Source organism: Bacteroides fragilis, assembly GCF_019583405.1.
In the GTDB taxonomy this organism is placed as follows: domain Bacteria; phylum Bacteroidota; class Bacteroidia; order Bacteroidales; family Bacteroidaceae; genus Bacteroides; species Bacteroides fragilis_B.
In genome coordinates, this window is sequence record NZ_SZUU01000005.1 from 138,732 (window position 1) to 152,601 (window position 13,870).

Sequence of the window (13,870 nt, forward strand, 5' to 3'; positions counted from 1 at the left end):
TGTTTGTCCATGCTATTTTAAGAGGTGGTTTATGTAATGTCTTGATATGTAGTATGATAGCATATCCATTTTTGAAGTGCTTTGTCTATATCCCTTTTTGTTTTTCCTGTGCCCGATGGTTAATTTTGCAATATCAAAACTTTAAAAATGTACATGATATGTTGAATCGACTGAACTATTTCATTATGTCGGCAGGGCTACTTGTTTTAGTAGCATGTTCGTCTAATTCCGGAAAACAGGTAGAGGTGGCAAATACTCCTTTTGTTTACGATGGATTAAAAGAGTATCCGGTAAAAGAGTTGAAACTGTCCGATCTGGCAGTTAGGGATTATGTGGCATTAAAAGACAATGAAAATTCATTGTTGGGTAGGTTACCGACAAATCCTTGTATACAGGTCACTGAAGACCGGATTTATATTCAGGATGAAGAGCAGCAGGCTATATTTATTTTTGACCGTCAGGGAAATCCATTATTGCAAATGCGTCATAAAGGAGGCGGCCCTCAGGAATGGGCATCTCTGAACTCTTTCTATGTGGACAGTCCTAACAAAGAAATTATAGTGTTGGACCGCGCTAAAAAGTTTATAGTTTATGATTTGAATGGGAAATTTAAACGAAGCTTCCCGACACCCGGTTGCTCTTGGAAGTTTGCTAACTTGAATGATAAGGCTGTATTGGTATATTGTCCTTTTACAAAGCGTAATAACGGAGAGGCAGTTTGCATCCTTTCTAAAAAAGATGGCAAAAAGTTGCATGTGTGTCCTATTACGATAGATAATTTTGTGTGGGATAGCGAGGGGCGTATTGGCTATGAACCATTGAAGCCTGCTTATGGTGGGATTTTATTTTCAGATTTATCATTGAAAGGCGTGTATTTTATTGATGCTGAAACATATGAAGTAAAACAGGTTATTGATGAAGTGACAGAATATAAATTTGAAAATGCAGAGTTTGTTAAGCTACATCCGGCGATCGATGCTAAAGACTATACTTTGTATACTACGCTCGGTACGAAATGGTTGACTCCGGATATGCCAATGAACTATTATTATTTCGATAAGAAGGAGCAGAAAATGTATACTTTGAAAAATGAAACCGGATGGGCTGTTTTAAAAGATGTCTGCAATGTACAGAGAACCCGTACAACAAATACTCCAGGTATCGGCATTGGTTATTATTGGCCTTCTACTATGAAAGGAGAGTCGATGCAAGCTGAAAAAGAGCAGTTTGACCCTCGTTTCCGGGCAATAATGGACTCTATACCTGAAGAAGGTAACCCTGTATTACAAATTATGAACTTCAATAAATGATGAAGCTGTTCCGCAAGATATTGATTATTTGTCTTCTTGGGAAGTTAATGGCTTGTTCGCCATTAGCTTCCGGGGAGATAAATGATGTTTGGGGGCATAAGCAAGTGGCTACGGTTGAAATGGCAGGTTCTGATAGCGTTTGGGTCTGCCACTTGTCTATGTTGAAGGATACGGTTACTGTACCTCTTAGTCATTTTGTCGAGGAACTGGAAATGGTCATACTTGATAATCGGGATGCTGCATTGGTCTCTCCTTCCAAAACAATTATTGGCAAACAGTATATTTTAGTATATAAAATGGGGCATGTCCCTTTCAAACTTTTTACTAAAAGCGGGACCTATTTGAGGGATATCGGTTCCTTTGGTCAAGGTGCGGGTGAATATGGCTTAGTTTACGATGCACAGATGGATGAGGAGAATAACCGGCTTTATGTGTTATGTTGGCAGGCCGACCATATCTTGGTATTCGATTTACAGGGAGATATACTTCAACCGATTCGATTGGCGCATTGGTCACCTAAAGGGATATTTCATGTAGAAACGGAACGAGGACGAGTGCATGTTTGTGCTCTTTCTTTTAATCGTGACTTTGTAGGTGATAGGCATTCGCCTATGATTTGGACGCAAAGTTTGGATGGCAAGATTATAAAAGAACTTCCGGCAGGGTATTTGGCCGTGAATGATTATGGAAATGAAATCAAATCTCTGAATAATGGGACGGTGATGGACATCGGTTTCTGGTTTGGAGGGCAATATCGTAACGATTCATTATATCACTATAATAACCACGAGTTTAGGCTCGTTCCACGTTTTACGCTTGATTATGGAGGACATGAGTTGACCCCACACAGCTTCGGAGAGTTGCCGAATCACTTCTGGGGAGAAATATCATATCCTGTAAGGCTAAGTCCACATTCGTCAACTACCACTCCTCCGGAATATTATATGGTTGATAAACATACTTTACGAGGCGCTTTTGTTGAAATATACAATGATTTCTTAGGTGGCATTCCTGCTGACTGGTTCTTTTCATCTCATGACGGATATTATGTTTGGAATGTTGAACCTGCACGATTGAAGCAAATGGTTGAGGATCGTTTGTCTTCAGGTGAGATTATCTCGGATTCGGATCGAAGAAAGCTGACCGAACTGCTTGGGAATATTAAAGAAAACGATAACAATTATATTTTCTATGGTCGATTGAAATGTAGATAGTTCCTGTTTTTTTCTTATCATTTCTTTTTTTTCTCTAATATTTTGTAGTCGAACAGATTATTTATATCTTTGCACCCGAAACGGATGAAAGGTGGAGGGGCGATTAAGCTCCTTTTTTTGTTCTTAATAGTTAATCAATGATAGAAAAAAGAACTGTTTGTCAGATTGTTGAAGAGTGGCTGGAGGGAAAAGACTATTTTCTGGTAGAAGTGACCGTCAGCCCTGATGACAAAATTGTGGTCGAAATTGACCATGCAGAAGGGGTTTGGATTGAAGACTGTGTGGAGCTGAGTCGCTTCATTGAGTCGAAACTGAACCGTGAAGAGGAAGATTATGAGCTGGAAGTAGGTTCTGCCGGAATCGGACAGCCATTTAAAGTATTGCAACAGTACTATAACCACATCGGCCTGGAGGTGGAAGTACTGACTAAAGGCGGACGCAAACTGAGCGGGGTCTTGAAAGATGCCGATGAAGAAAAGTTTGTTGTGACCGTACAAAAGAAAGTAAAACCCGAAGGAGCCAAACGTCCTCAGTTGGTAGAAGAGGATGAAACCTTCACCTATGATGATATAAAATATACTAAATACTTAATTAGTTTTAAATAATTATGGCCAAGAAAGAAGAAACAATCAGCTTGATTGATACATTTTCGGAATTTAAGGAACTGAAGAATATCGATAGAACCACGATGGTAAGCGTGCTTGAAGAGTCGTTCCGTAGTGTGATCGCGAAAATGTTTGGCACTGATGAAAATTACGACGTAATTGTGAACCCGGATAAGGGTGACTTTGAAATATGGCGTAACCGTGAGGTAGTGGCAGACGAGGATTTGACTAACCCGAATATGCAAATTTCGTTGACTGAAGCACAAAAAATCGATGCTTCTTACGAAGTGGGTGAAGAAGTAACCGATGAAGTGATTTTCGCTAAGTTCGGTCGCCGTGCTATTTTGAATCTTCGTCAGACACTGGCTTCTAAAATTCTTGAGCTTGAAAAGGACAGTATTTATAATAAATACATTGACAAAGTAGGTACTATCATCAACGCAGAAGTATATCAGATCTGGAAAAAAGAGATGTTGCTGCTTGACGATGAAGGAAACGAGTTATTGTTGCCGAAAACAGAGCAGATACCAAGCGATTTTTATCGTAAAGGAGAAACTGCCCGTGCAGTGGTGGCACGCGTGGACAACAAAAACAACAATCCGAAGATCATCCTCTCGCGTACTTCTCCGGTTTTCCTGCAGCGCTTGTTCGAGATGGAAGTACCTGAAATAAACGATGGCTTGATTACCATCAAAAAGATTGCCCGTATTCCCGGTGAACGTGCTAAGATTGCGGTAGAATCTTATGATGACAGAATTGATCCCGTAGGAGCCTGTGTAGGTGTAAAGGGAAGTCGTATTCATGGCATCGTACGTGAACTTCGCAATGAAAACATTGATGTGATTAATTATACATCAAATATTTCATTGTTTATCCAGCGTGCTTTAAGCCCGGCCAAAATCTCTTCTATTCGGTTGAATGAAGAAGAACGTAAAGCTGAGGTATTCCTGAAACCGGAAGAGGTATCGTTGGCTATTGGTAAAGGCGGTTTGAATATCAAACTGGCCAGTATGTTGACCGAGTACACCATCGACGTGTTCCGTGAGTTGGATGAAAACGCGCAGGATGAAGACATTTATCTGGATGAATTCAGAGATGAAATCGACGGATGGGTGATTGATGCTATTAAAGCAATTGGCATTGATACGGCTAAGTCCGTATTGACTGCACCTCGCGAAATGCTGATTGAAAAAACGGATCTGGAAGAAGAGACGGTGGACGAGGTATTACGCATTTTGAAATCGGAGTTTGAAGATAATGAATAATAGATCAATGCGATGATGTGCCGATATGCCAATAAACAGAAAGGGCGTATAGGAATTGGCACATTGGCATATTGAACGATTATCAAATTATTCTTTCTCCATTATTCTTTAAATTAAAGTATGACGATAAGGTTAAACAAAGTTACAAGAGATTTAAATGTAGGAATCGCGACGGTAGTTGAGTTCTTGCAAAAGAAGGGGTATACCGTTGAGGCAAACCCGAATACGAAAATTACCGAGGAGCAGTATGCAATGCTCGTGAAAGAGTTCAGCACAGATAAGAACCTTAGACTTGAATCGGAACGTTTCATTCAGGAACGTCAAAACAAAGATCGCAATAAGGCATCTGTTTCTATTGATGGTTATAATAAGAAAGAACCGGAGAAGGCCGTTGCTGACGATGTGATTAAGACGGTCATTCCGGAAGATGTACGTCCGAAGTTTAAACCTGTCGGAAAAATAGATTTAGATAAACTGAACCGGAGAACTGAAAAAGAGCCGGTGAAAGAAGAACCGAAACCACAACCTGTAGTAGCTACTGAAGAAAAGAAGGTAGCGGAAGAGGTTAAGCCTGTTGTCAACGAAGTGAAAAAAGAAGAAGTCGCTACGGCTCCTGTTGCTTCGGAATCGAAATCGGTGAAAGAAGAACCGAAACCGGTGGTGGTTGAAAAGCCTGCAGAAACAGAGAAGAAAGTGGTTGAGGAAGTCAAGAAAGAAGAACCCAAAGTCGTGGTATCTCCAGAAAAAACAGAGAAGAAAGAAGAGAAACCGGTAGCAGAAGCACCGGCTACTCCAGTAGAGAAGGAAGAGGAGGGCGTATTTAAGATTCGTCCGACTGAGTTTGTATCTAAGATTAATGTTATCGGACAGATTGACCTGGCTGCATTGAATCAGTCGACCCGTCCGAAGAAAAAATCGAAAGAAGAAAAACGGAAAGAGCGTGAAGAAAAGGAAAAACTTCGTCAGGATCAGAAGAAACAGATGAAGGAAGCCATCATCAAGGAAATCCGTAAAGAAGATAATAAACAAGCTAAAGTAGCCGGTAAAGAAAATCTTGATCCCAACGGTAAGAAGAAACGTAACCGCATCAACAACAATAAAGAAAAAGTAGATGTGAACAACGTTGCTTCTAACTTTGCGCATCCCACTCCAAACAGTGAGCGTACCAATAATAACCGTGGAGGAAATCAGCAAGGTGGCGGCGGACAAAACAGAAACCGTAACAACAATAATAAAGATCGCTTTAAGAAGCCTGTAGTGAAGCAGGAAGTGAGCGAAGAAGATGTAGCAAAGCAGGTAAAAGAAACTTTGGCTCGTCTGACAAGTAAAGGTAAGAACAAAGGAGCCAAATATCGCAAGGAGAAACGTGATTTGGTATCGAACCGTATGCAGGAACTGGAAGATCAGGAGATGGCAGAAAGCAAGGTACTGAAATTGACAGAATTCGTGACTGCCAATGAATTGGCCAGTATGATGAATGTATCTGTTAATCAGGTTATCGGAACTTGTATGAGTATAGGTATGATGGTTTCTATCAACCAGCGTCTGGATGCGGAAACAATCAACCTTGTTGCTGAAGAATTCGGATTTAAGACCGAATATGTCAGTGCGGAGGTAGCTCAGGCCATTGTTGAAGAGGAAGATGCTCCGGAAGATCTGGAACACCGTGCTCCGATTGTTACAGTCATGGGTCACGTAGACCACGGTAAAACTTCATTGCTTGACTATATCCGTAAGGCAAATGTAATTGCGGGTGAAGCCGGAGGTATCACACAGCATATCGGTGCATATCACGTTACATTGGAGGACGGACGTAAGATTACATTCCTTGATACTCCGGGTCACGAAGCGTTTACAGCAATGCGTGCCCGTGGTGCGAAGGTAACGGACATTGCGATTATTATTGTAGCTGCCGATGATGATGTAATGCCTCAAACTAAAGAAGCTATCAATCATGCTGCGGCTGCGGGTGTTCCTATTGTATTTGCTATTAATAAGATTGATAAACCCCATGCTAATCCGGAGAAAATTAAAGAGACACTGGCTCAGATGAATTATCTCGTAGAAGAGTGGGGGGGTAAATACCAGTCGCAGGATATTTCGGCCAAGAAAGGTCTCGGAGTACCCGAACTGATGGAGAAAGTCCTTTTGGAGGCAGAAATGCTCGATTTGAAGGCAAATCCGAACCGCAATGCTACGGGTTCAATTATTGAATCAACTCTGGACAAGGGACGTGGATATGTTGCTACTGTATTGGTTTCCAATGGTACGCTGAAGGTAGGTGATATTGTGCTTGCCGGAACAAGTTACGGCCGTGTAAAGGCTATGTTCAATGAACGTAATCAACGCGTAACACAAGCTGGACCTTCGGAACCGGTATTGATTCTCGGTTTAAATGGGGCTCCTGCCGCAGGTGACACATTCCATGTGATTGAGACTGATCAAGAGGCCCGTGAAATTGCCAATAAGCGTGAACAATTGCAGCGTGAACAGGGATTGCGTACTCAGAAGCTGTTGACTCTCGATGAAGTGGGGCGTCGTATTGCTTTGGGTAACTTCCAGGAACTGAACGTAATTGTGAAAGGTGATGTGGACGGCTCTATCGAAGCATTGAGTGATTCGTTGATCAAGTTGTCTACCGAACAGATTCAGGTTAATGTGATCCACAAGGCTGTAGGTCAGATTTCAGAATCAGATGTGACATTGGCAGCTGCTTCAGATGCTATTATCATTGGATTCCAGGTGCGTCCGTCAGCTTCAGCGCGCAAGTTTGCCGAGCAGGAAGGAGTAGATATACGTTTGTATTCTGTAATTTACGCTGCTATCGAAGAGGTGAAGGCTGCTATGGAAGGTATGCTTGCTCCGGAAGTGAAAGAGGTGGTGACTGCTACTATCGAAGTGCGTGAGGTATTCCACATTACTAAGGTGGGTACTGTGGCCGGTGCCGTTGTGAAAGAAGGCAAGGTGAAACGTTCGGATAAGGCTCGTCTGATCCGTGATGGTATCGTAATCTTCTCAGGTTCTATTAATGCCTTGAAGCGCTTTAAAGATGATGTGAAGGAAGTAGGTACAAACTTTGAATGTGGTATCAGCCTTGTCAACTACAACGATTTGAAGGTAGGGGATATGATTGAAACTTACGAAGAAGTAGAAGTGAAGCAAACTTTATAATTCTCACGAAACTGAAAATATACGGAGGCACAGAGTGATTACAACTCCGTGTCTCCGTTTTCGTTTTACATAGAATGACTACCATAGATATTATCATACTGATTGCCCTTGGAGCCGGTGTTATTATCGGATTTATGAAAGGCTTTATTCGGCAGCTTGCCTCCATACTTGGATTGATTGTGGGGTTGCTGGCGGCAAAAGCTTTGTATACTTCACTGGCTGTAAAGTTATGTCCTACAGTGACAGATTCCATGACTGTGGCACAGATATTGGCATTTGTCATTATTTGGATAGCTGTACCATTAATCTTTACGTTAGTGGCTTCAGTGTTGACAAAGGCGATGGAGGCAGTTTCGCTTGGCTGGCTGAATCGTTTGCTTGGAGCCGGACTTGGAGCCTTGAAATATCTTTTACTGGTGAGTCTGGTTGTCTGTGTCATTCAATTCATAGATACAGATAGCCAGTTGATTAGTCAAACAAAGAAGGAGGAATCCTTGTTATATTATCCTATGGAAAGGTTTGCGGGAATGTTCTTTCCCGCAGCAAAAGAGGTTACACAACAATATATACTCAAATAAAAATGATGCAACAAGAAGAACCCAATAAATATGTAAAAGAACTCACGCAGGAGAAGTACAAATATGGCTTCACTACGGAGGTACATACAGATATCATAGAGAAGGGACTCAATGAAGACGTAGTGCGGCTTATCTCGTCTAAAAAGAACGAGCCGGACTGGTTGTTGGAATTCCGTCTGAAAGCCTATCGTCATTGGCTGACACTGGAGATGCCTACCTGGGCACACTTGCGTATACCTGAGATTGACTATCAGGCCATTTCGTATTATGCCGACCCTACAAAGAAGAAAGAAGGTCCGAAGAGTATGGATGAAGTTGATCCGGAACTAATAAAGACATTCAATAAACTGGGTATTCCTTTGGAAGAGCAAATGGCACTGAGCGGTATGGCTGTGGATGCAGTGATGGATTCAGTATCTGTGAAAACGACCTTTAAGGAAACACTGATGGAGAAAGGTATTATCTTTTGTTCGTTCAGTGAAGCAGTGCGTGAACATCCCGACCTGGTGAAGAAGTATCTTGGATCTGTAGTAGGTTATCGGGATAACTTTTTTGCAGCATTAAATTCTGCGGTATTTTCAGACGGTTCTTTCGTTTATATACCCAAAGGGGTACGTTGTCCGATGGAGCTTTCCACATACTTCCGTATCAACGCAGCCAATACCGGGCAGTTCGAACGTACATTAATCGTAGCAGATGACGATAGCTATGTTTCCTATCTGGAAGGTTGCACCGCCCCAATGCGGGACGAGAATCAATTACATGCCGCTATTGTCGAGATTGTGGTACACGATCGTGCAGAAGTAAAATACAGTACCGTTCAGAATTGGTATCCGGGTGATGCCGAAGGTAAAGGTGGAGTATACAATTTTGTGACGAAACGTGGTAATTGTAAAGGAGTAGATAGCAAACTCTCGTGGACTCAGGTTGAGACGGGATCAGCCATTACCTGGAAATACCCTTCTTGCATTCTCTCCGGTGATAATTCTACCGCTGAATTTTATTCGGTAGCAGTGACAAACAATTACCAACAGGCAGATACAGGAACTAAAATGATTCATTTAGGTAAGAATACCCGTAGTACGATTGTCAGTAAAGGTATATCTGCCGGAAAAAGTGAGAACTCTTACCGTGGGCTGGTTCGTGTAGCCGAAAAGGCGGATAATGCCCGTAATTATAGCCAGTGTGATTCATTGTTGCTGGGTGATAAGTGTGGTGCACATACTTTCCCCTACATGGATATTCATAACGAAACAGCAGTTGTTGAACATGAAGCAACTACCAGTAAGATTAGTGAGGATCAGATATTCTATTGTAATCAGCGTGGCATTTCCACTGAAGATGCCATTGGGCTGATTGTAAACGGCTATGCAAAGGAGGTACTTAATAAACTTCCGATGGAATTTGCTGTAGAAGCTCAGAAGTTGCTTACGATCTCTCTTGAAGGTAGTGTAGGATAATGGGGTGCAAACGAATTGGTTGGTTATTGATATTCCTGCTTTATGTAGGTATAGCGTTTGCACAGGATCTGGATGATCAGGAAAGAAGATGGGCAATCAGTGGCTCTTGGGGAGGAGACTGGCCGATAGTAACAAAGAACACACTTTCGGGAAAAGCTGTTTCTACAGGCCATATACATACTTTATTGCTGGAGTATTATATTCCTTATACCCGTTTCTCTTTGAAGGGCGGCTATACAGGTGAAGAGATAAAACTGAATCCCGGTATTTCTGCCTCACTGAGCAATCTGGAAGTGGGAGGGCGATACTATTTCCTGCCACAACGTTTTGTGATTCAGCCTTACGGGGGACTCTCCACAGCATGGAATCTGTCTCCACGTCGACAATACGGTATAACCAGTGGCAGTTACTACGACCCTTCAAGGCAGGAATTTCGTAAAGACTACGATTGCCGATATCAAGTAAAAGAACCGCTATTCACTCTCTCTCCGGTGATAGGGGCCGATATATATTTTCTTTCATGTCTTGCTTTCACTCTGGAGTATAATTTCCGGATGGGCATTGCCGGAAGAATGAATGGAGAAGTAGAGAAGACTAATTCCCGGGGGACCGGGATAGTGCGTAGTAGCGGGATGCGGCAGACATTAAGCGTAGGAGTGAAAGTGAATTTTCCTTTTACTATTACGCAGACAGACGGCAATTCCATACTGCAATTGTTGGACGAAGTTATTTTTGGAGAAGAATAGATAATGAAATAATTGATAAGATCATGTTAGAGATAAAAGACCTGCATGCCAGCATTAACGGCAAAGAGATATTGAAAGGCATTAACTTGACGGTGAATCCGGGCGAAGTACATGCCATTATGGGACCCAATGGTTCAGGTAAGAGTACGCTTTCTTCTGTTCTGGTAGGTAATCCTGCTTTTGAAGTGACGAAAGGGAGTATTACATTCTACGGTAAGAATCTTTTGGAATTAAGTCCTGAAGACCGTAGCCACGAAGGTATCTTCCTTAGTTTTCAGTATCCGGTAGAGATTCCGGGTGTGAGCATGGTTAACTTTATGCGTGCTGCTGTCAATGAACAGCGTAAATACAAAGGTTTGCCTGCTCTGACAGCCAGTGAGTTCCTGAAGCTGATGCGTGAAAAGCGTGCAGTAGTTGAGTTGGATAACAAATTGGCAAACCGTTCGGTAAATGAAGGCTTCTCGGGTGGAGAGAAAAAACGTAACGAGATTTTCCAGATGGCTATGCTCGAACCCCGTCTTAGCATTCTGGACGAGACGGACTCCGGACTCGATATCGATGCGCTTCGTATTGTAGCCGAAGGAGTAAACAAATTGAAGACACCCGATACCAGTTGTATTGTCATCACTCACTACCAGCGTTTGTTGGATTACATAAAGCCGGATATCGTACATGTGCTCTATAAGGGACGTATTGTGAAGACAGCGGGTCCGGAACTCGCTCTTGAGCTGGAAGAAAAAGGATACGATTGGATTAAGAAGGAATTAGGAGAATGAGTGTGATTATGAATGTAGAACAGCAATACATAGATCTTTTTGCTCAGTGTGAAGCGATGATCTGTCGTCATAGTGCCGAGCCCATGAATGCTCCCCGGGCGGCAGCTTTTGCTGATTTCGAGCGTCAGGGATTTCCTACACGGAAGCAGGAAAAGTACAAATACACGGATGTCAGTAAATTCTTCGAGCCGGATTACGGCTTGAATCTGAATCGTCTACCCATTCCGGTGAATCCTTATGAGGTGTTTAAATGCGATGTTCCGAATATGAGTACCTCATTGTTTTTTGTGGTGAACGATGCATTCTACAATCAGGCACTTCCTAAGTCCGGATTACCTGAGGGAGTTATTTTCGGCGGTCTGAGAGAAATGGCTGAGCAACATCCGGAACTTGTAAAAAAGTATTACGGTAAGTTGGCAGATACTTCGAAGGATGCAGTAACGGCCTTTAATACAGCTTTTACTCAAGACGGAGTACTGATGTATGTCCCGAAGAATGTGGTTGTTGATAAACCCATCCAGTTGGTTAATATACTTCGTGCAGATGTCAATTTCATGGTAAACCGACGTGTGCTGATTATCCTTGAAGAGGGAGCTCAGGCCCGTTTGCTGGTTTGTGATCATGCCATGGATAATGTAAACTTTCTGGCAACGCAAGTCATTGAAGTGTTTGCGGAAGAAAACTCTGTTTTCGATCTTTACGAACTGGAAGAGACCCATACCAGCACAGTGCGTTTCAGCAATCTGTATGTGAAGCAGGGAGCGAATAGCAATGTACTGCTCAATGGGATGACACTTCACAACGGGACAACCCGTAATACGACAGAGGTTACCCTTGCCGGTGAAGGTGCCGAGATTAATCTTTGTGGCATGGCCATTGCCGATAAGAACCAGCATGTGGACAATAATACTTCGATAGATCATGCTGTGCCGAATTGTACCAGTAATGAGTTATTCAAGTATGTACTTGATGATCAGTCAGTGGGTGCTTTTGCCGGATTGGTACTTGTACGTCCGGATGCACAACATACCAGTTCTCAGCAGACAAACCGTAACCTCTGTGCCACTCGTGATGCCCGTATGTATACTCAGCCACAATTGGAGATATATGCCGATGATGTAAAATGCTCCCATGGAGCTACAGTAGGTCAATTGGACGAAAATGCTCTCTTCTACATGCGTGCTCGTGGTATTGCAGAGAAGGAAGCCCGTTTGCTGTTGATGTTTGCTTTTGTCAACGAGGTGATTGATACCATTCGTTTGGAGGCATTGAAAGATCGCCTGCATTTGTTGGTTGAAAAACGTTTCCGTGGTGAACTGAATAAGTGCCAGGGATGTTCTATTTGCAAATAATCAGTGATAAAATGAATATTCAGAAGATACGTGAAGACTTTCCCATACTCGGTCGTACGGTATATGGCAAGCCTTTGGTTTATTTAGATAACGGAGCGACTACTCAGAAGCCGCGCTTGGTGATTGACTCGATTGTAGATGAATATTACTCGGTCAATGCGAATGTACACCGTGGGGTTCATTTCCTGTCTCAACAGGCAACAGAACTGCATGAGGCCTCACGTGAAACTGTGCGTCAGTTCGTTAATGCACGTAGTACTCGTGAAGTCATTTTCACTCGCGGCACTACAGAGAGCATTAATTTAATTGTTTCCAGTTTTGGTGAAGAGTTCATGCAAGAGGGGGATGAAGTGATTATTTCAGTGATGGAACACCACAGTAATATCGTACCTTGGCAGTTGCTGGCAGCCCGTAAAGGGATTGCGATTAAAGTCATTCCGATGAATGATAAAGGTGAGCTGTTACTTGATGAGTACGAAAAGCTTTTTTCTGAGCGTACTAAGATCGTCAGCGTAACCCAAGTGTCCAATGTACTGGGAACAATCAATCCGGTGAAAGAGATGATTGCCACGGCGCATGCTCATGGAGTACCTGTTATGATTGACGGTGCTCAATCCATTCCTCACATGAAGGTGGATGTACAGGATTTGGATGCTGACTTCTTTGTTTTCTCTGGTCATAAAATATACGGGCCTACCGGGATAGGCGTCTTATATGGAAAGGAAGATTGGCTTGAGCGTCTTCCGCCTTATCAGGGTGGAGGAGAGATGATCCAGTCCGTCTCATTTGAAAAGACTGTCTTCGGTGAATTACCATTTAAATTCGAGGCTGGAACCCCAGACTATATTGCTACTACCGGGCTTGCCAAAGCGCTGGATTATGTCACAGGTATTGGCTTAGACTCAATAGCATTACATGAACATGAGCTTACAGCCTATGCTATGCAACGGCTGAAAGAAATTCCGAATATGCGTATTTTTGGTGAGGCTGAGCATAAAAGTAGTGTAATTTCATTTTTGGTAGGCGATATACATCATTTGGATCTGGGTACCTTGCTTGATCGATTGGGCATTGCTGTCCGTACGGGACATCATTGTGCAGAACCGTTAATGCGTCGTTTAGGGATTGAAGGTACGGTTCGCGCCTCATTTGCCATGTATAATACAAAAGAGGAAGTTGATGCTCTTATAGCAGGTATCGAACGGGTCAGTAAGATGTTCTGAAGAAATGTATGAATCTTTATAGATATTAAAGTGTCGTGAAGGCTGTTGCTTTTACGACACTTTTTATATTTGATAAGTGATTTCCGGGATGTGTTGAATGACTTTAGGATTATGTTTTTAATTCCTCTTTCTTAGGTATAATTTACCTCTATAAATCAAAGAGGAGTGAA

The 13,870-nt window shown here is 42.5% G+C and carries 11 protein-coding genes; all 11 read left to right on the forward strand.

The genetic code is table 11. From position 1 onward, the window contains the following. The first annotated feature begins 158 nt into the window (after positions 1-158). The gene (locus FDF36_RS12970; RefSeq protein ID WP_220391597.1) at positions 159-1,310 is read left to right on the forward strand and encodes a 6-bladed beta-propeller; all 1,152 of its coding nucleotides are present in this window, start codon (positions 159-161) and stop codon (positions 1,308-1,310) included. After that, positions 1,310-2,524 carry a 6-bladed beta-propeller gene (locus FDF36_RS12975; protein WP_220391703.1) on the forward strand — a complete coding sequence of 405 codons (1,215 nt, stop codon included), beginning with the start codon at positions 1,310-1,312 and terminating at the stop codon, positions 2,522-2,524. The genes FDF36_RS12970 and FDF36_RS12975 overlap by 1 nt, the downstream gene beginning before the upstream one ends. A 137-nt stretch (positions 2,525-2,661) precedes the next feature. Further along, positions 2,662-3,129 (forward strand): ribosome assembly cofactor RimP, encoded by a 468-nt coding sequence (rimP, locus tag FDF36_RS12980; RefSeq protein ID WP_005779347.1) that lies wholly within the window; start codon positions 2,662-2,664, stop codon positions 3,127-3,129. Between the two features lie 2 nt (positions 3,130-3,131). Beyond that, a complete protein-coding gene (gene nusA / locus FDF36_RS12985; protein WP_005812181.1) occupies positions 3,132-4,394 on the forward strand; it encodes a transcription termination factor NusA in 1,263 nt (420 codons plus the stop codon). A 120-nt stretch (positions 4,395-4,514) separates the two neighbouring features. Continuing rightward, on the forward strand, positions 4,515-7,565 hold the full coding sequence (infB, locus tag FDF36_RS12990) for a translation initiation factor IF-2 (RefSeq protein WP_220391598.1): 3,051 nt from the start codon (positions 4,515-4,517) through the stop codon (positions 7,563-7,565). Positions 7,566-7,639: 74 nt separating this feature from the next. Beyond that, positions 7,640-8,143 (forward strand): CvpA family protein, encoded by a 504-nt coding sequence (locus FDF36_RS12995; RefSeq protein ID WP_005812179.1) that lies wholly within the window; start codon positions 7,640-7,642, stop codon positions 8,141-8,143. A 5-nt stretch (positions 8,144-8,148) separates the two neighbouring features. Beyond that, positions 8,149-9,603, forward strand: a complete 1,455-nt coding sequence (gene sufB / locus FDF36_RS13000) for a Fe-S cluster assembly protein SufB (protein WP_005779339.1) — start codon at positions 8,149-8,151, stop codon at positions 9,601-9,603. After that, entirely contained in the window at positions 9,603-10,349 is a 747-nt protein-coding gene (locus tag FDF36_RS13005) for a hypothetical protein (RefSeq protein WP_220391599.1), read from the forward strand. Before sufB ends, FDF36_RS13005 begins: the two co-directional genes overlap by 1 nt. 23 nt (positions 10,350-10,372) lie before the next feature. After that, on the forward strand, positions 10,373-11,125 hold the full coding sequence (sufC, locus tag FDF36_RS13010) for a Fe-S cluster assembly ATPase SufC (protein WP_005779335.1): 753 nt from the start codon (positions 10,373-10,375) through the stop codon (positions 11,123-11,125). An 8-nt stretch (positions 11,126-11,133) separates the two neighbouring features. After that, positions 11,134-12,477: a Fe-S cluster assembly protein SufD gene (gene sufD / locus FDF36_RS13015; RefSeq protein ID WP_005779333.1), complete on the forward strand. Its 1,344-nt coding sequence runs from the start codon at positions 11,134-11,136 to the stop codon at positions 12,475-12,477. 11 nt (positions 12,478-12,488) lie between these two features. Then, on the forward strand, positions 12,489-13,700 hold the full coding sequence (locus FDF36_RS13020) for a cysteine desulfurase (protein ID WP_220391704.1): 1,212 nt from the start codon (positions 12,489-12,491) through the stop codon (positions 13,698-13,700). Positions 13,701-13,870 lie beyond the last annotated feature (170 nt).

Coding starts and splice junctions, on each gene's coding strand:
- infB (WP_220391598.1), top strand. CDS start 4,515: ATGACGATAAGGTTAAACAAAGTTACAAGAGATTTAAATGTAGGAATC.
- rimP (WP_005779347.1), top strand. CDS start 2,662: ATGATAGAAAAAAGAACTGTTTGTCAGATTGTTGAAGAGTGGCTGGAG.
- FDF36_RS12970 (WP_220391597.1), top strand. CDS start 159: ATGTTGAATCGACTGAACTATTTCATTATGTCGGCAGGGCTACTTGTT.
- nusA (WP_005812181.1), top strand. CDS start 3,132: ATGGCCAAGAAAGAAGAAACAATCAGCTTGATTGATACATTTTCGGAA.
- FDF36_RS12995 (WP_005812179.1), top strand. CDS start 7,640: ATGACTACCATAGATATTATCATACTGATTGCCCTTGGAGCCGGTGTT.
- sufB (WP_005779339.1), top strand. CDS start 8,149: ATGCAACAAGAAGAACCCAATAAATATGTAAAAGAACTCACGCAGGAG.
- FDF36_RS13005 (WP_220391599.1), top strand. CDS start 9,603: ATGGGGTGCAAACGAATTGGTTGGTTATTGATATTCCTGCTTTATGTA.
- FDF36_RS13020 (WP_220391704.1), top strand. CDS start 12,489: ATGAATATTCAGAAGATACGTGAAGACTTTCCCATACTCGGTCGTACG.
- sufC (WP_005779335.1), top strand. CDS start 10,373: ATGTTAGAGATAAAAGACCTGCATGCCAGCATTAACGGCAAAGAGATA.
- sufD (WP_005779333.1), top strand. CDS start 11,134: ATGAATGTAGAACAGCAATACATAGATCTTTTTGCTCAGTGTGAAGCG.
- FDF36_RS12975 (WP_220391703.1), top strand. CDS start 1,310: ATGAAGCTGTTCCGCAAGATATTGATTATTTGTCTTCTTGGGAAGTTA.